This window comes from Deltaproteobacteria bacterium IMCC39524, assembly GCA_029667085.1.
Lineage (GTDB): Bacteria > Desulfobacterota > Desulfuromonadia > Desulfuromonadales > BM103 > M0040.
In genome coordinates, this window is record JARUHJ010000005.1 from 44690 (window position 1) to 62867 (window position 18178).

Annotated in this window: 18 protein-coding genes; 8 read left to right on the forward strand and 10 right to left on the reverse strand. The window is 48.1% G+C overall.

The window, feature by feature from the left end:
- Nucleotides 1-32: 32 nt before the first annotated feature.
- From P9J64_12905 to P9J64_12920, 4 genes are all read left to right on the forward strand, one after another.
- Nucleotides 33-398 carry a hypothetical protein gene (locus P9J64_12905; GenBank protein ID MDG5469220.1) on the forward strand — a complete coding sequence of 122 codons (366 nt, stop codon included), beginning with the start codon at nucleotides 33-35 and terminating at the stop codon, nucleotides 396-398.
- Between the two features lie 391 nt (nucleotides 399-789).
- Nucleotides 790-2055 carry an SMP-30/gluconolactonase/LRE family protein gene (locus P9J64_12910; GenBank protein MDG5469221.1) on the forward strand — a complete coding sequence of 422 codons (1266 nt, stop codon included), beginning with the start codon at nucleotides 790-792 and terminating at the stop codon, nucleotides 2053-2055.
- A gap of 144 nt (nucleotides 2056-2199) precedes the next feature.
- Nucleotides 2200-2739, forward strand: a complete 540-nt coding sequence (locus tag P9J64_12915) for a cytochrome c3 family protein (GenBank protein ID MDG5469222.1) — start codon at nucleotides 2200-2202, stop codon at nucleotides 2737-2739.
- Nucleotides 2740-3147: 408 nt separating this feature from the next.
- Nucleotides 3148-3867, forward strand: coding sequence for a hypothetical protein (locus P9J64_12920; protein ID MDG5469223.1), 720 nt, complete (start codon nucleotides 3148-3150; stop codon nucleotides 3865-3867).
- Nucleotides 3868-4831: 964 nt separating this feature from the next.
- Here the strand turns inward: P9J64_12920 and P9J64_12925 are convergent.
- Both P9J64_12925 and P9J64_12930 read right to left on the reverse strand, forming a co-directional pair.
- Nucleotides 4832-5032 (reverse strand): hypothetical protein, encoded by a 201-nt coding sequence (locus P9J64_12925; GenBank protein MDG5469224.1) that lies wholly within the window; start codon nucleotides 5030-5032, stop codon nucleotides 4832-4834.
- 301 nt (nucleotides 5033-5333) lie between these two features.
- Entirely contained in the window at nucleotides 5334-5747 is a 414-nt protein-coding gene (locus tag P9J64_12930) for a hemerythrin family protein (GenBank protein ID MDG5469225.1), read from the reverse strand.
- A 296-nt stretch (nucleotides 5748-6043) separates the two neighbouring features.
- Here P9J64_12930 and P9J64_12935 point away from each other — a divergent pair, with 296 nt between their 5' ends.
- A complete protein-coding gene (locus P9J64_12935) occupies nucleotides 6044-6595 on the forward strand; it encodes a hypothetical protein (protein ID MDG5469226.1) in 552 nt (183 codons plus the stop codon).
- Nucleotides 6596-6861: 266 nt separating this feature from the next.
- Here the strand turns inward: P9J64_12935 and P9J64_12940 are convergent, their stop codons facing one another.
- Nucleotides 6862-7482 (reverse strand): heme-binding protein, encoded by a 621-nt coding sequence (locus P9J64_12940; protein ID MDG5469227.1) that lies wholly within the window; start codon nucleotides 7480-7482, stop codon nucleotides 6862-6864.
- A gap of 277 nt (nucleotides 7483-7759) precedes the next feature.
- Here P9J64_12940 and P9J64_12945 point away from each other — a divergent pair, with 277 nt between their 5' ends.
- Both P9J64_12945 and P9J64_12950 read left to right on the forward strand, forming a co-directional pair.
- The gene (locus P9J64_12945) at nucleotides 7760-8164 is read left to right on the forward strand and encodes a bacteriohemerythrin (GenBank protein ID MDG5469228.1); all 405 of its coding nucleotides are present in this window, start codon (nucleotides 7760-7762) and stop codon (nucleotides 8162-8164) included.
- A gap of 299 nt (nucleotides 8165-8463) precedes the next feature.
- Nucleotides 8464-9150 (forward strand): DUF554 domain-containing protein, encoded by a 687-nt coding sequence (locus P9J64_12950; GenBank protein MDG5469229.1) that lies wholly within the window; start codon nucleotides 8464-8466, stop codon nucleotides 9148-9150.
- Between the two features lie 24 nt (nucleotides 9151-9174).
- Here the strand turns inward: P9J64_12950 and P9J64_12955 are convergent, their stop codons facing one another.
- The 6 genes from P9J64_12955 to P9J64_12980 form a co-directional block, all read right to left on the reverse strand.
- Entirely contained in the window at nucleotides 9175-11469 is a 2295-nt protein-coding gene (locus P9J64_12955) for an MASE3 domain-containing protein (protein MDG5469230.1), read from the reverse strand.
- A 35-nt stretch (nucleotides 11470-11504) separates the two neighbouring features.
- Entirely contained in the window at nucleotides 11505-11861 is a 357-nt protein-coding gene (gene dksA, locus P9J64_12960) for an RNA polymerase-binding protein DksA (GenBank protein ID MDG5469231.1), read from the reverse strand.
- A 71-nt stretch (nucleotides 11862-11932) separates the two neighbouring features.
- Nucleotides 11933-12451, reverse strand: coding sequence for a hypothetical protein (locus P9J64_12965; protein ID MDG5469232.1), 519 nt, complete (start codon nucleotides 12449-12451; stop codon nucleotides 11933-11935).
- Nucleotides 12448-12939 (reverse strand): cyclic pyranopterin monophosphate synthase MoaC, encoded by a 492-nt coding sequence (gene moaC / locus P9J64_12970; protein MDG5469233.1) that lies wholly within the window; start codon nucleotides 12937-12939, stop codon nucleotides 12448-12450. The genes P9J64_12965 and moaC overlap by 4 nt, the downstream gene beginning before the upstream one ends.
- Nucleotides 12940-12975: 36 nt before the next feature.
- On the reverse strand, nucleotides 12976-14334 hold the full coding sequence (gene radA, locus P9J64_12975) for a DNA repair protein RadA (GenBank protein MDG5469234.1): 1359 nt from the start codon (nucleotides 14332-14334) through the stop codon (nucleotides 12976-12978).
- Nucleotides 14335-14624: 290 nt separating this feature from the next.
- The gene (locus P9J64_12980) at nucleotides 14625-15509 is read right to left on the reverse strand and encodes an ethylbenzene dehydrogenase-related protein (protein ID MDG5469235.1); all 885 of its coding nucleotides are present in this window, start codon (nucleotides 15507-15509) and stop codon (nucleotides 14625-14627) included.
- 403 nt (nucleotides 15510-15912) lie between these two features.
- Here P9J64_12980 and P9J64_12985 point away from each other — a divergent pair, with 403 nt between their 5' ends.
- Nucleotides 15913-16140, forward strand: a complete 228-nt coding sequence (locus P9J64_12985; GenBank protein ID MDG5469236.1) for a hypothetical protein — start codon at nucleotides 15913-15915, stop codon at nucleotides 16138-16140.
- 84 nt (nucleotides 16141-16224) lie between these two features.
- On the opposite strand, the gene recQ is transcribed toward P9J64_12985, so the two are convergent.
- Entirely contained in the window at nucleotides 16225-18030 is a 1806-nt protein-coding gene (gene recQ / locus P9J64_12990) for a DNA helicase RecQ (GenBank protein MDG5469237.1), read from the reverse strand.
- Nucleotides 18031-18178: the final 148 nt, after the last annotated feature.

Genomic DNA, 18178 nt, shown 5'->3' on the forward strand with positions numbered 1-18178 from the left:
AGAAACGTTAGTTCTAGAGAGCTAGAGGTATTATGAATTACAAATTATTTCTCGGCATTTCCTTTTTCCTGATTATTATGTTCGGATGCGAATCTAAAGCCCTGGAGCCTCAGGGTGTATATCAATCTACAAGCTACAACACTGGCAAAAAAGTCATATTAGATTTCAGAGGCAATGACGATGTTTACGTCCAGGTTTCGCATGTGAATGTTTCAAATAAGCTGGTTGATGACTCATTTTTCCCATTTTTTGCAGATGGGAACAGTAAGTACCGCTGGAAAATGGTGGAGAATGGTCGCTTAGTCATCATTCACAATGAAAGTGGCTTCGAAATTGTCCGATTAGAATTCACAGGTAAATACTTATCATGGGACAAAACAAAGTTTACCAAGAGATAGTTGACCGAGATTCATCTGCTGCACGGCCCACGAAGACGACATACGGGGTGCACCACATTTCAGCTAATCAGGCTACATCAAAACAAAATAAAGGATTAGGACAAATAGAAGGGTCGGCAGGGCCAACCACATAGATGCCTTGACAGTTCATGTCTTAATGATAATTTTTAACATAGTAATGAACTACCACAGGCTCTCGCAGGTGGTAGTACGGGGCAAATATAAAAATTTTGAAAGGGTCAAACCTTCTGTGAAGATGGGACAGAAAACTACGGGTCCTTAACTTGCTTATATCTCAAAAAAAGATAACCGGCCTCGCAGTGTTTAGAATTATCTGTGGATAAAATCGTTAAGGCGATTCTAGCTTCTCCTTATAGATCGAGGTCTTCTAATGAATTCGTCAATTCATATTGTTTTTATTATAATTATAACCCAATTATTTTTAACAATCTCTTACGCCGCAGATCACGACCAAGTCAGAAGACTGTGGCCAACGCCCCCCAATCAGCCACGACTTGAGTTTGTCGGCGTATTTACTTCCGAAGACGATTTAGCAAATCCGAAAGAAAAAGAATTGCTTGTAACTTTACTAGGTGAAGGCTTTAGGCAACCCCTAAGCAGACCTACAAGTGTAGCGACTCTGGATACCAACACTGTGTTGGTGTCTGAAAGTGGAAGTGGGGATCTTAAGGTTTTTGATTTTGCAAAGGGAGAAACCAGAGACCTTTTTCAAAAGCCATTTCCTCTTTTCGAGGAGCCTGTTGATGTCACAATCGATGCGGAAAAAAACATCTTTGTCATAGATCAAAAAAAAGGCTTCATAGCAGTTTTTGATAATGCTTTAAATCCAACACATCGAATAGGTCTAAATGTTGAATTCGGAAAACTTGAGAAGCTCGCCATAGACTCTTCTAAACAGACGCTCTATGTCTCAGACTCTACTCTCAACAAAGTTTTCGCCTTTGACCCGGCCGGCCAGTTGCTTTTTGAAGTCGGTGATAATGAAGACCCTGATAGTCAATTGAAGGCACCCCATGGTTTAGCTGTAGACAGTGAAGGCCGCTTATATGTGGCCGACACAGGTTCCTCGAGAATCAAGATTTTTGACAGTGCCGGAAACTTTATCAAGGTATTTAAGTTTAAGAACAACTCTGGCTCCTCGGTTTTGGAACAGCCTTGGGATTTGGCCTTCGACAGCCAGGGACTTCTTCATATCATTGACCAGAAAATGGCGGCGCTAATTACATGCACACAGAATGGGGAAGTACTTTACGCCACTATGGCAAGCAGTCGAACCAATCATTCAATGGGCTTTAATCGCCCGGCTGACATTCATATTGATAGTAAAGATCGAATAATTATAACGGATGATATGAACAATCGGTTTAGCATATGGCAAGTACTAACAAAGCCTTACTTGGCCGAGCACCCTATTACAGATAACGATATTGAAACGCTTAAAAGATACATCGCAAAATTAAAATCTGAGCAGGCCAAAACAGACAAATTGACTAAAACCATCGGCACGCAAAGGGGGGCAGAAAAGAAAAATCTTGAAGAAGGCTGGAACGAACCAAAAAGAAAAAGGCAAAGAGTCGTCTGCCCGAAATGCCAGGCTCAATATGATCTGGTTTTTATTGGAATCAATAGTAAATGATTAAACTGGTCAATTAAGTTCTAGAAAAAACTAAATCTACCGAGAAGCTGATACAGAAGATTGCTGGCATTCAATGAAACATTTGTCGCTTTGTTTTGTTTGCAACTTTAGTGTTTGTTTGATGATTCAATACAGGGGGTTAACGTGACAAAAAGAGTTTACCTGATAGCTGTATCAATTGTCAGCCTCCTTTTCTTAATAAAGGGAGGGATAGTCCTGTCGCAGGAAGTCACAGCGCCACAAAGTATCCATCAAAAAGCATCAATATGCTGGGATAACTTCGAGGCCACGTTTTCAGATGAGCCCTTAATCTGTCAGGATGTTTGTGATCGTTGCCATACCTACGCAACAGTAATTCCAGATCAGTCTGGAAACCCTGAGGCGGTCACAACTGACAAAGAATACCCAGAAGAACTTGGCGATGGTGTCAACTGGGAGACCATAGGTTTGCTTCAACAATCTTGCAAGAGTTGTCACAACGAAGAAATAAAACCAGAGACAAACCACCCAATATTTGTAGAACATGATGCCAATTATTTGGATGATTTCAAGGAAACAGAGTTGAAACTGTTTGATGGGCACATACTATGTACGACGTGTCATTCCCCGCACCGTGAAAATGCTGCCCTTTTAAGGGTTCCTAACCTGGGTTCAGGACTCTGTATTGACTGTCATATCAAATAATTGTTTTAATTCTAGTCTCGAAGGCTTGCTGTGACAGGAGGGTCTGAGAGGACCTTCACATCAACCTCCTAAAATTAGAAGAGTTTGCCCCACAGTCTCTACCTCTTGAGTTGTGGGGCTTTTTCTTAAGTCAGGATAAATTTAAACCTTGATTCATCTTTCGCCGAATCTATCCAAACATCATGTATCAACATAATAAAAAGGTAATAATGAACATTTTGAGACAAAATAGAATTGTACTATTGAGCTCTCACTTCTCCATGAAACATCTCTAACAAAGCAACAGAAAACCGTATGTTACGTAATTCTAATACTTGAAGAATGATTTTTTTCGTGCATAGTTAAACTATACTGACGTTAATTATGTCTAGGGGTTGCTTTTAAAGTAGCAGAACATCAGGTGGCACGATGAAGTTTTCAAACGTTTTATTGAAAACATCCTTTCTCGACCGTTGGCTACTCATTAAACATTCAAAGAATTTTGTTCAGCCTGACTCCTTGGCTCAATTTTTAAAACTTTATACTGCACGATTTGTAGCGACCCTTTTAACGGCAACTATTTGGGTCGCTTTTACTTTGACAACTGGCATTTTTACAGTAGGTATTGTGATCCTATTAGGGGTGGCTATCGGAGTTGCACATTTCCCGCTACGGCAAAAGCCACATCGATTTCATCTTCTGGGGGCACTGCTTTTAACGATTGCTGGCGGGATGCTTTGTAACGTTTTGGCTGGGTTAGCGTTTTTTAGTTCTAAAATGGGCGTCAGCTATTGGCAAGTTTTAGTTACCAATCTCTCTATGGAAAATATGCAAATGCTTGGTGGGATTTTTGTCCAATCTGTTCGGCCTGAAGACCTTCTCTATTATATGGCTGCGACAACAGCAGTCCTCTTCTTCGCACAATATAGCTACTTCTACGGGTTGAAGCCATCACAAAGCATTGAGGTGCAGTTAAGAAATGGCAAAGAGTATCACGTGTGCTTATCCGCCCTTGATGCTCTTCTTTCTCTGGGTAGAGTTGCTCGTTTCAAACGTTCTGATGGTTGGGCTGTTGTTGGTCGAGATCCACTAAGAACGGGAGGCAACACTACATCAAAGAATGGCATCGATCGAAGACTTTCCATTTGATAAGAAGTGGTTTGGCTAAGATTGTTAAGGGATAGCAACTATTTACAAGAAATTAAAACTGAAATGAATCTTATCTCTTTGCAACGAAAGCACTCAAACTAAACCGTTGGCTTTCCTTGTATGTCACAACATTTAGGGAAGGAATCCGCGCTCGACAACAGCTTCATACAAAGCCTCTCGCAACTCATTTTCGTATGACCTAAGGATATCCTGGTCACTCACGACCAAGCTCCAGCCACCTCGGTTGGGGCTTCTTCATTTCCACAAACCGGCCCCCCCCACCCCAAATTTTCACCCCAGGACCAGAACAGGACCGGACCAGAGAGTCAGCTTTCCAAAATCCCAGCAAATCAGAGCATTCACGTTCGGAACCCAAAAAACACCAAAAGCGGTGCAGCAATAATTTTTCTTCTTGACATACATGACCAAAAAGGTAATATATCAACCAACAGAACATCAGTTCTTCATTTTTACCTCCTAAAAACCCATAGAACCCGTTGCCCCACTCTCCCCCTCCTGGAAAGTGGGGCTTTTTTTGGGCATATGTTAGATCCGCCCGGAAGAAACATGCCATCAGAAAGTAAGTTATACGCAACATCCGCTGAGGGCTTTCAGAAACAACTCAGGATGTTCCGCAGCCTGGACGCACAGTGATCAAAGTGAACGCTTGTGCTTCGGGAGCAGGGGGTCGCAAGCTCAAAGCGTGTAATCCCGAGGAGTATTTACAAGGAGCGCCCTTCTAACTATGTCGCTCTTGCTTTTGTCCTCCGGTGCGAATCACATCACTTAAGTGACAATTTGATGTCTCAGAAATGTAGACGTGGTGTTCCGGGGCGGGATTTAGTTCCGGGACTTCTCTGGGGCGTTCTTGTGGGGTTTTTTTGAGGTGTATCAAAAATCAAAAAAGCCGCAACCTTTCCAGGCAACGACTATAAAACACTCTAGATTTAGATGGGAGATCAACTCAGGCGGCCACCCTACGCTCAGCACCATCAAAAGCAAGTCTCTTCTTGGGGTCTCTCAACGGGTCTACTCCGACCACAACCCAACCATCAGAACGTCTGAATCGAGAGACTTCATCTCGAGCAAGAAACATATCCAAAGCTTTTGGTGCCATTCGACACAAGACGCCATCATTCATTTCAACCTTAATCAACCTAGTCAAAATGCCCCCCTCTATTGGTTACTTTACCCAAGACTTGTGGAATTATACATACCCTACAGGATTAATCAAGACAAATTAATCACAGCAAACAATGCTTAACTGTTTCACTAATATTAATGACTTAGGAGCCATAGGAATGTAGCTTTCGTGTAGTCCGGGGCGGGTGTTCTTTCAGAGGTGTTCATGGGCCTCCCTGGGAGGCTAAAGGCCTCGAGAACTTGCGTGCCAGGCCATTAAATGATGATTTAAGCAGGTGCGCCACTGTGCCGTAACTCAGGCTTGTTCCCTCGCAAGCCAAAAACTATTCTCCACCGCCAGTTTCCCGTAGATACTCACCAAACTTCTGATCAACATCTTGAACGTGGTTTACCAACCAATTAACCAGAAGTTTATTCATCTGAACCAACTCGATCAAAGTTACGCCCTGTCTGGAGATTGTAGTGCCTAGTTCCGAAACTTGTCTCTGGAATTTTTGATGCTCGCGCTTCTGTTTTTCAAGCCCGGGATAGCCCGAATTTGCCATCAGAGCCTCTTCATCACGGAAATGTTTCTCTACGTACTCTTTAAGACTTTGATACAACTCAACGACAGAGACCTTGCCCCGGCCCTTCGCACAACCCTCCACGAATTCATCAAAAAGGCTAAATAGTTCTACGTGTTGACTGTCAATTACGTCATGACCAATCTTGAGAGCAGGGGTCCATTTTATTTCCATAAGTGTTCTCCTCGGGAGCTACAATTAGACCATATCTTTAAGGGTAAACAGCGAAGCTACAGATAAATATCAAAACAATCGACATCAACCTGGCAAATGGCCTCAGTTTGATTATGACATATCGGCACAAACAACACACCACTGCTCTTGGAGATTGATGGTGGAATCGGGGGACATAATGCCGGTATTAATGACGAGAATACGTATTATGTTCCCCCTCCCTCGTTGAATTCATCATTCCTGTTATACTTTTGAAACGTCCCCAAACCCTTTTTTCAACTTACAGGAGTCAAGTCATGCCGTTGCAAAAACGAACGTCCTTGATCATCGTTGCCATCCTCTTCTGTCTCCCCCAGTTTGTTGTAGCTGCCAGTCATGAGCATCATGAACAGCACGCGAAACCGGATACCGAACAAGCCCACCCGATGAAAGCCCAGACCTCTCGAACTGTTCAACTTTCCCCCGGACTGCTTGCCCTGCTCAACCAGGAAATGGGCTTGATCCAACAGGGGATGATGGAGATGGTTCCGGCAATTTCGGCCGGAGAATGGGACAAGGTTTCGTCCGTCGGCCAGAAGATCAAGGCGAGCTTTATTCTCAAGCAGAAACTGACCGATGCGCAGAAAGAGGAATTGCACCGGGTGCTGCCGCAGCAGTTCATCGAGATGGACATGGACTTTCACAAATCAGCGGGGATGCTGGCCCATGCCGCAGAGATGAAGAATGCGGATGTGGTCAATTTCTACTTTTTCAAAATGAACACCGCCTGTGTTTCCTGCCATGGCAAGTATGCGACAGAGCGCTTCCCCGGCTTGGTCAAGGGAGGAGACGAAGAGCACCACCACTAGTCTTTTCAGGCTCTCAAAGCTTCGGTGGTTGCACATCTGGACGTTGGTGAATTCCAGTCATCTTTTGACAAAAAAACACTCTTTCCACTTCGGCATCATATCAGCCTCCTGTTGTTTCAAAGGATTCGGGTGCAGGGGCTCTGGTTCGAACCCAGTCATGCCGACCATTAGCTCTATGAGAGCGCCCTTCCTGGGGCGGGTTTTCTTTACTGGGCCTCTCCGGTGCGAAACTGTGAGTTCTTACCCTGCAATTTGACAAACACCTCTTATTTAGAGACCGGAACAAGAATTTCATTCCTACGCATAAACCAAGGGACAAACGGTGCATTGTATCGTGCCCAGATAGGCTCTCCACGAATCATCAGGCCTTCTTTTTGAATCCAGAGATCCAACTTTAACTTGTTCTTCTGATAGTTCTTTTCACTCCAGAAACCAGAGTATTGAATTGTTGCCATGCGTCTTGTAGGAACTTGCCGCAGCGTCACCAGAGGATTGTCAGGAACAGGGAGGGTTCCCATGTCGTAGGATGCGGGCATCATAAAACTGACCACCCATTGATCTCCAGACTTCTGTTGCCCAACCGGAGCAGTCATATCAATCTTCTCACCTGACTGCTGAGAAACCGGCGCAGTCATGGAGATTTTTGTTTGCGACTGATTGTCCCCGGAAATGTAACGAAACAGTCGCTTGAAAGCGCGACTCCCAGCGTCTTCAAAGTCTCCTTCAACAAAAGTCTCGGCGAGGAGATGGGGAGCATAATCGCGAACTTCAAAATCGCCTTCGACTTTAACGACTTCGTATGGGGCCTCTTCGATAGCCATGGCGCTATATGCTCCTGAGAATATGATGACCAACGTGAGAATGATCAGTGGGCTTCGTTGCCTCATTGTCTGCCTCCCATAACCTTTGATGTTAAATACAGAAAATACAAGAGGGTTATGTTTATAAGCTTAGCAGTTTTTTAAATGTCAGCACGTTTGTGTGTGATCAGGTTGTTTCGCTGAACACCTTCAAGAAGAATTCTTAAACACTGACCCTCTTCACTACAAACGCTTCGGGAGCGGGGGCCCTTTGCTTTGACATAGGATAAAAGCCACTATAGGATGTTCATATATAACTATTTCGGTTATTTGCCGTTTTCGGACATTAATGAGAGGGTCTTTTATGCCGCTATTTCTCTGGAAGAAAAGTTATGAGATTGGTCTTACTGAGATTGATACTCAACACCGCAACCTGGTGGGTATCATTAATGAGCTGTCAGATGCGATGATGAACCAAAAAGGCTACACAGTCGTACCGCACATCCTTGAAAAGCTGGTGGATTACATCCAATTTCATTTTACAACTGAAGAAGAAATCATGCGAGATACAAAGTATCCGGCCCTTGATGAACATTGTCAGGAGCATCTTGCGATGACCACGAAAGTGATTGAGTTCAAAAGGGCCTATGCAAAGAATCACGAAATCAATGTCGTTGAAGTGCTTAACTTTCTGTGCGACTGGCTGAAAGAACACATTGTCGTGAGTGACAAGAAATTGAAAGCACACATTCAAACGATGGACGCCTAACACCTTAAAGTAACAGCATAATATAATCCACACATCATCAAACCCCAGCCACCCCGGTTGGGGCTTTTTCATTTCCACTCAAAACAGCCGATCATCCATCCCCTTAAAAGACTTGCCGGTTCTCACTTTCCTCAGCCATCCGCCAGTTTCACATCAGGACCGAACCTGGAACGGACTTCCGGTAGCATTTTTCACAAAGTCACACAAACACAGCGGCCCAAAGGATCAACCTTGAGTATTGACAATTATCCATGTTAAATTTCGACGCCTGTTCAACATCCGAGTTTTAAGGAATCCACATGCTTTTGCAGGGGACTTTTGTCAACATAGGCGCAGTGATTGCCGGCTGCCTGATCGGCCGGCTGGCTGGTCGCTACCTCTCAACCAGGATGCGTCAAACCCTGATGATCGGGCTGGGTCTGGCGGTGCTGCTGATCGGCCTGCAACTAGCCCTGCAAAGCAAGCAACTCATGATCGTTATCGGCGGGCTGATCTTTGGTGGTCTGATCGGCGAGATGATAGGCATAGAAAAACGGCTGGAAGAATTCGGTGAGCGCCTGCAGAAACGTTTCTCAGGAATGGGCAAGATCGCAGAAGGCTTTGTGACCGCGAGCCTGCTTTATTGCGTCGGAGCCATGGCAATCATGGGTGCACTGCAGGACGGTTTGGGTGGGCCACCGACAATCCTCTATGCGAAAGCAGCTCTCGACGGTGTAGCCTCCATCGCCCTGACTTCCACTCTCGGCATCGGGGTCATCTTTTCCGTAATCCCACTCTTGCTCTATCAGGGCGGCATTACCCTGGTCGCAGAGCTTGCTGAAACCATTCTGACCGAACCGGTTATTACCGAAATGAATGCTGTCGGTGGTTTACTGATTGTCGCCATCGCTATCGACCTGATGGGCATCAAGCGTTTGCCTGTGGGAAATCTGCTGCCTGCGGTGTTTGTGGTGGTGGCCCTTGTTTGGGGCTTCGGGATGGCTTAATTGACGATTGCAAAATATCCGAGTTCAGCCCGCTTTTTCTTTCTCGGCAGAACCAGGCGAAGCCCCGGCCGGCGGCACCACCGGCAATGAAACAATAAAACGCGCACCTTTTTCGCTGTTGACGACCTCAATCTGACCGTGATGATGCTCAATAATCCGGTGAGAGATTGAAAGCCCCAGCCCGGTTCCCTTGGCAAATGTCGAAAAAAACGGATTGAAGATATTGCGCATCACTTCAGGCTTGATTCCTCCCCCGGTATCCCTGACTTCGACCACCACAGCCTTTTCACCACGTAAAGAACCGGTCCTCGCACTAACAGTTAGAACACCACCCTCGTTCATCACCTGACGGGCGTTGATTGTCAAGTTCAGAAAGACCTGCCGTAATTGACGATAGTCACCAAGGATCACGGGAAGTTTATGGGCCAGGGCAAAATCGAACTTGATTCCTTGACGATGACAATGGTCATATTCGAGATCAAAGATCTCTTGTAGAACATTCTTCAGGTTGCACTCTTCAAAACAAACCAGCTGCTTTTTACTGAAAGAGAGAATGTTGCCGAGCATCTCCTCCATACGCTTGACCTCGCGCGCTATGATCGCTGCGTATTCGTTAGCTTTCGGCTCTTGCAGCTCTTGTTTGGTGAGGCGCTGAGCAAAACCGCCGATGGAAACCAGTGGGTTTCGCAGTTCATGAGCGACTTGTGCGGCCATTTCGCCAAGAACGGCCATTTTTTCACCATGGATCAGCTGTTCCTGGATATCCTGCAGATTAGCGTGAGCCATCTCCAGCCGCTTTACCAGGCTGGCATTACCCAGAGCCGACCCCGCCTGGCTGGCAAAAAGTTCCAGAAAACGCTTCCGCGTCGGCGGGATTTCCTGCAGGCTAAAAGGGTTATCAACAAGCAGGACGCCGATGATCTGGTCACGTCCGGCTAACGGGGCACAGGCGTAGGGACCCAGCTCAAGGGCTTCTGATAGCTGGCGACCGCCAGCTGGTTCTCCGTCAGGGTCGGCCACCAGAACGACTTCTTCAGAAAGAAAAGCCTTGGCCAGGGCATTATCTTCAGCCTCAAGATGAAGACGTTGTTTGACCACTTTTTGGTTAAATTTATCTCTTCGTTGCGCTTCACGAGACTCCTCGTCCAGATGCAGCTGATCCCACGCCAGGTGATCCTCTCCTGCCGGCAGGACCAAAGAAGCCATATCTAGTGAAACCCCCAGCATCCCTTGCAGCATGCCGGTGCGCTTGTTGACCGTAAAAAGCGTTGCCCTTTCAAAACCACCGGCTTCGACGCCCGTTGCCGCTGAAAGTGTAAGATGGGCCAATTCGTCCAGGTTGAGTGTACTGTGCATGGCCCTGGACATGCGGTAGAGCAACGACGCTTCCTGATGAGCGACTTCCTGCTTCTTTTCAGCAATCACACGTCGCTGCAGTTCCTGATTCAACTCTTCATAAGACTGCTCGACATCTTTGAAAAGACTCGCAAAAGGAGAGCGGAGTGTTCCTTCAACCATGACGTAATAAACAAGTACAGCACTGCCCAGTTTGCAATAGTGACCGAGTAAATGTAAGCGGCCATAGACACCCGCATCAAGAATGACTATCAACTCCGACAGGGTCGTCATGAAGATCGCGAGTGAGAACAAAACAGTAAGATGTTGAGTCAGGTATCGACTACGGAACACAAGCAAAAAAGCCGAAAGACAGAATAAGCCGATGATGGCATATTCAAAATTCTCCTTGAAGCGAGAGAAGCCTTGCCCTTCTACAATACAGCTCGGGAAGATTTCAATCGGCCACACCAGCGCCAGGCAACCAATGCCGCCTAGCAGGAAGCCAAACAGCCATTCCTTGTCGGTAAAATAATCTCTACGCCCCAGGCTGAAGATCGCGCAGAGGAAAGCAAAAGCACCCAGAGTTCTGCTGATCAACCACAATTGAGTAGCCATATCGGGGCTGAGAGCAGAGGCAATCGGCACGCTTAGTGAGGCTAACAGCAGCAGGAGATCAACCAACCCTGTAACAAACAATCCGACCCCTAAGATCAGAAAGAACTGCCTGCGCACCAGTTGCCGGGTATTCCACCCGATCAGGAAGACTGCTACCAACAATATAATACTGGAGATTTCTACCAGGGCATGAACCAGCGGGAGACTAAAACGACTGAGCAAAACAAGAAAAAGGCCGACAGACATAAAAGATGTCAGCCCGGCCTTGAGAGATAAGCGAGGGAGAATTGAAGAAAAGTCTATAACAGAGGGGTACTGTTGCGAGGCCTCTGTGTCGTTGAGTGGTCCCGATTGATCGACCGGCATGACCACCTCCTGTCTGCCGGTGAAGACTGGTTGGATCAGCCGATTTTTTCCTGGCGCTCCTGCTCAGTCTTGCACTCGATGCACAAGGTAGTGACCGGTCGTGCCTTCAGGCGCGCTTCACCGATCTGGTCGCCGCAATCTTCACATTCGCCAAAGTCTCCGGCCTCAATACGATCGAGCGCCTCGCGGATTTTGCCTATCAAGCGGCGCTCGCGATCACGGATTCGCAGCTCGAAATTGCGATCAGACTCCAACGATGCACGATCAGTAGGATCAGGGAAGTTGGTCTTTTCGTCAGTCATCTCTGAAACCGTCTTACCGGCATCGTGTAACAACTGATCCATCTGTTCCTGAAGGAGCTCTTGGAACTCCTCCAACTTCTTTTTATTCATAAAAAACTCCTTGACTGAACGGGCACAAATTAAATGAATTTGATCAACAAGTCAACTTAAATGCCCACCCATCATCTGAACTGAGCAATCAGAACATAGACCAGAGCAACAACGGCAAACCAAACCGTAAAAACATCAGCATGCCTGAGAGGCGGTTGCTTCGCCAACTGTCGAGTTGCTTCGGTCACGCAGCCTTCGGGAACAGCAGCAATCAGACCCTCTAGCAAAGCGGAAAAGTCCTGGTAGGAGTTGGAAATAATCAAAAAAACGTCAGGGCCTGCCATCAGCGTCATGAACACCCGACTGCGAACCCGAACCGTATCCAGTTCAGTCACGTCGGAAAACAACACCCGTCGCTGCCGAAAAGGCCGAAAGGCGGTCACACCCTCCTGATCAACGACCACACGACGGAACGCAGTTTCTACAAAAATCACCACCAGGGGCATGATCAGGCCAGCCAGAATAACCACCTTGGCAATCGCCTGACCCTGAACGAGGCAGATGACCAGCAAAACGGCTGTTAAAACAATCACCAACGCCATCGGAAAAACAAAGGTTCGGCGAATTATAAAGGTCCGGGTCGGATTCACTTGGCCGACTCCCCGGAATTAACAAAGTGACCGCTGCGACCACCTTTTTTTTCCGCCAAACGCACATGATCAATCGTCATAGCTTTATCAACGGCCTTGCACATATCATAAATCGTCAAGGCTGCGGCCGAAACAGCCGTCAAGGCTTCCATCTCCACACCTGTCTGACCATTCACCTTGACCGTTGCTTCGATGCCGACACTTGCATTGTCCCGATCTGGAGTAAACTCAACAGTCACGCTGTTAATCAGCAGAGGATGACAAAGAGGAATCAACTCAGAAGTTTTCTTGGCCGCCATAATACCCGCCAGGCGGGCCACAGCCAAGACGTCACCCTTCTCTACCTTGTTCTCAAGAATACGCGCCAGGGTTTCCGGCTGCATCCTTACTTCACCACGGGCAACAGCGACCCTGCGGGTGTTCTCTTTTTCACCCACGTCCACCATGATGGCCTTGCCTTCGCTATCGAAATGAGTCAACTCACTCATCGCTCGTTCCTCGCTTTTGTAGCGCTAAGCGCTACGTTAGTTAAACAGATATTCCATTGCCTCAGCGGCACTGCGTACCCCGATCAATTTGATTCCTTTTGGCTTCTCGAGGTTTTTCAGGTTGCCTGCCGGCAGCAGACAACAGTTGAAACCGAGCCGGGCCGCTTCATTCACCCGCATCTCCGGACGGGAGACGGCACGCACCTCCCCGGTCAAGCCAACTTCGCCAAACAACACGGTGCGCTCATCAATCGGCCGATTAAGATGGCTCGAAGCCAGGGCAGCAACCACACCAAGATCGACAGCAGGCTCGGCAAGTCGCACCCCTCCGGCAACATTAACAAAAATATCCTGAGCCAACAGAGAGTAACCAACCTTCTTTTCCAGCACCGCCACCAACAGCGACACCCGGTTGGAATCTATGCCCATCGTCGTACGCCGTGGATTACCTTGGGCAGTACCAGAGACCAGCGCCTGCAACTCCACCAGGATCGGCCGTGTCCCTTCAATGGCAGAAACAACGACACTTCCGGCGGCATCTTCCGGGCGTTCCGCCAGGAACAGCTCCGAAGGATTCGGCACCTCGCTCAAGCCGGCGTCCTTCATTTCAAAAACACCGATCTCGTTGGTTGAGCCAAAGCGGTTTTTCACCGCACGCAGGATCCGGTAAGGGTGTCCGGCATCACCTTCGAAATAAAGCACCGTATCGACCATATGTTCGAGCATACGCGGTCCTGCAATCGAACCGTCTTTGGTCACATGTCCAACAATGAAGGTCGGGATATCTTCCCCTTTGGCCAGATGCATCAGCCGAGCAGCGCACTCGCGGACCTGACTGACGCTGCCCGGAGCCGATTCCAGGGCCGCCGTAAAAACCGTCTGGATCGAATCGACCACCAGAAAAGCCGGTTTAAGCTCTCTGACCCGTTCAAGCACGCCTTCCAGTGAAGTCTCTGCAAGCAGGTAGAGGTCTTCCGCCACCACGCCAAGACGCCCCGCACGTAGCTTGACCTGGCGGGTCGACTCTTCTGCGGTCACGTAAAGAACAGGGCCTGCCTTGGTCCAGCGTCCGGCCGCCTGCAGCAGCAAGGTTGACTTGCCGATACCGGGGTCGCCACCGATCAGGGTGAATGAGCCGGGCACAACACCGCCACCGAGGACGCGGTCAAATTCAGCAATGCCGCAATGCAAACGATCTTCGTCAGTCGAAGAGACCTCGGCAAGACGTACCGGGTTGCTTTCTGAGCGCAGAGGAACGATCTTGCCGCCCTTTTTGGCGACGGTCACAGTCTCTTCAACCAGGGAGTTCCATTGGCCGCAATCGGGGCATTTACCGAGCCACTTGGGGCTTTGTAACCCGCACTGCTGACAGCTGTAGATGGTCTTCTGTTTCAAGGAGAACCTCATTGTTTGCAAAAGATCTCATTTTAGGCGTCCCGGTTATGAGTGTCAACGAAAGTTGCCATTGCTTTAGAAGTGTTCCATCAATATAAACTCTACTTTCGGGTGGCTTTTTGTTTGCTGTTTCGTGCGGACAAAAGCTAAAGCACCATCCGGGAGCGCAACACTTGAATTAAGGGCAGACCGGGACTAGGAGGGGAAGCTTTGCTATAAAGTGTGGGGGCCCAACAAAAAAGGGGCCGAAGCATTACTGCCCCGGCCCTTTCCCAATGCAACAATTCCTGTTACTGAAACTTCAAACGCAAAGGCTCTGAAATTCTGCCACGGCCATAGAAGTTAGGGCTGTTCTCAACATGAGGCCTGCCGTAGAGACTGAAAATCGAAACACCGAACAGGTAATCTTTGCCCGAGGCTGGCTCAAACTGCAAGTCATCGTCATGACCAGTATTCAAAGCACGGGCATATTCAACCGTACGAAAACCACCCTTCCAGGTACCCTTGGCATGCACATCAGCCCGGCTTCCTTCAGGCGTGGAGGCTGGATAACGATCCACCAGGTCACCTTGGTACTCGGTGAGCGTTTTAAGTTCTTTGTAGGCAGCCTTGCCGGCATCGCTGTAACGACCCAGATGGCGTGCTTTGCCACTCGTGCTGGTTAATTCAGTCGATTTCTTGATGGGCTGTGATGCTAGAACCTGGGACTTATCGTCAGCATAACCGGCAGGATTGGTTCGATTCGCTTTCCAATACCAGATATCTGCTCGATAATCGTCATCAGAAAAATTGGACAAATTTACATCATGATCCATCATATTCCACTTGAATACGAAGGTATCCTCACGATGTAAACCTGATTCATATTTTTTCTCGACAGCGTTCCAAACCCAGGGCTTGTGCAAAAAATTCTCTGCTGAATCGGGGAATTGCACCAGAAAAAAAACCTGGTCTTCAGTATAAACAGAACGAATCAAAATATTTGTTCCCGAGGCGGAATCTTTAACTGTTACCGGCTTCACCATTGCCCATACAGCATCCTGGCCAGCGCCATCAACCTCAGGAGCTGTTTGAACCTTCACTGATGGAATTTCAAGTTCGGCAGCAGCCACTCCCAACAGAGGGAAGAGGCAAACCATAACAGAACAAACCAGAAGCTTTCCGAAACACCACATTTTCAAACCTCCCCTTATTTAAGATTGGTGACTTTGCAACGCCTTAATTTTTTACACAAGTCTTTACAAATCAACTCCTACTAAACTGAAATTCAATAAACCAAGAGTTACTTCAATGCATAGACCTAAAGCAAGTTTTTCATGCAAAAACTAGCGAATACACTGAAGACAGTGTCTCAAAAACCAACAAAGGGGATTTTTTTACATTTTTTTTAGAAAAAACCTCACACCCAAAACCCTTTACCTTTCTGGACTTCCGAGGCTCTTTCTCTTTTAAAAACAGTATTTTACAAAAAACACCCTATTGACGAGAACAACAAGTGGTCTTACCATTACATCACAACCTACCCACAGTCTTCGTGAACCTTCGAATTCTGTGAACTTTAAAGAATGAGGCAAAACCATGACTATCCTACCACTAATGATGACCAAAGCTGCAAAAGCCCTTTTCCAGAGTCTCCGCGAAACCACCTATGATGACATGGCTCATCAGGCTTCTGACTGGATTCCAGAAGAAGCCCGGACAGAATCGACTGCTCGCGAAAGGCAGCCCATCAAGCTTGATTTTGCAGTGCCTAAGAAGAATCGTCTGGCCTGGATTCGCCGGTCCATCCAGCACCTGCCTCACTAAGTAAAGATGATTTTCGTACAAAAAAGGCGATGCCGTGCGGCATCGCCTTTTTTAATCAAGCCTGCTTATCAAAACGCCTGAAAATTAACGGCACATATAACCGATAATCTCGTCAATGAATTCATTACCGAAGCGTTTCAACTTATGCTTGCCGACTCCATTGATCTCCAGCAAGGCAGCTTCATCGGTCGGCATTTTAGTCGCCATCTCGGCAAGGGTCGCGTCACCAAAGATCACATAGGGCGGCACGCCAGCTTCATCGGCCAGACGTTTGCGACGAATTCGCAAGACGTCGAAGAGCTCATCATCGTAATCAAAGTCACCGACCTGCGCTCGCCCTTTCTTCTGCAGAGTCTTGACCCGAATGCGCGGTTTGGCCAGGACTAACTGTTCTTCGCCGCGCAGTAACGGTCGTGCCGCTTCGGTTAATTTCAACACAGAGTAACTGGCTACATCCTGCACCAGGTAACCGCGGTGAATCAGTTGACGAATCAGGCTGCTCCAGGCATCAGCGACTTTCTCCGCACCTATACCGTAGGTAGAGAGTTTCTCGTGCCCCAGATCAAGAACCCTCTGGGTCTGGGCTCCTCGCAACACATCGACCACGTGACCGACACCGAACCTCTGGCCGACCCGGAAGACACAGGAGAGCGCTTTCTGTGCATCGACCGTGGCGTCGTAGGTTTCCGGTGGGTTAAGGCAAACATCACAGTTTCCGCAATCCTCTGCAAGCCGCTCACCAAAATAACCGAGTAGCACCTTGCGCCGGCAGGTCTGGGCTTCACCGAAGCCGACCATCGCCTGCAACTTATGCAGTTCGATACGTTTCTGCTCCGTGTTGTTGCTCTTCTCAATCAAGCCGCGACTAATGGCGATATCGCCATAACCAAACAGTAGCAAGGCCTCTGCGGGCAGGCTGTCACGCCCGGAGCGGCCGGTTTCCTGGTAATAGCTTTCGATATTTTTCGGCAGGTCATAATGCACGACAAAGCGCACATTCGGCTTGTCGATTCCCATGCCGAAAGCGACCGTCGCCACGACAATCTGGATATCATCACGCAAGAACATCTCCTGGACTTTCTTGCGCTCCTTGTCACCCAGACCGGCATGATAGGCACGCGCCTGGAGACCGGTCGCCGCCAGACGCTCGGCCACCTCTTCAACCCGTTTGCGCGAGAGAGCATAGATAATGCCGGCTTCCTGCTGATGGTCTGCAAGAAACTCTAACAGCTGATCAAAAGGTTTCTTCTTTTCGACCACCGTGTAACGGATATTCGGCCGATCAAAACCGCTGATAAAACACTGCGCATGCACTAGGCCCAGTCGCTGCAAGACATCCTTGCGGGTTTGCGGATCAGCCGTCGCGGTCAGACCGATCATCGGCACTTCGGGGAAGTGTTTGCGCAATTGACCCAGCTGAACATATTCAGGCCGGAAATCGTGCCCCCACTGGGAGACACAGTGGGCTTCATCAATGGCAAAGAGAGCGACTGTCATACTTCTGAGCCGATCGAGGAAACCGTCACTGAGAAGGCGCTCCGGTGCCACGTAAAGCAGATCAAGCTCTCCGGCGTGCAGCTGAGCCAGCACCTGGCGCGACTCTTCCGCCTTGAGTGAAGAGTTGTAAAAGGCGGCACGCACACCGTTGGCAACCAGGGCGTCAACCTGGTCTTTCATCAAAGAAATCAGGGGAGAGACGACAATGGCGACGCCATCGCGATGCAGGGCAGGAATCTGGTAGCAGAGTGACTTGCCGCCACCGGTCGGCATCAGGACAAAAGCATCCTGACCGGCGATCAGAGCTTCGACAATCTCGCCCTGCTGGGGCCGGAATTCACTGTAGCCGAAGACCTCGTGCAGGGTCTGGCCAGAACTTACTTGAGATGACATGGGAAGTAGAGCCTCGCGAAATGATGCGGTGTCTGCACACCGATAACATAACAATAAATATAATGAATCGTTACAATACCGCCATGTTCATTGTGGATCAAGGGACTTCTCTTGTCATGGTCCAAAGACATCTCCGCCTGGAAGAACC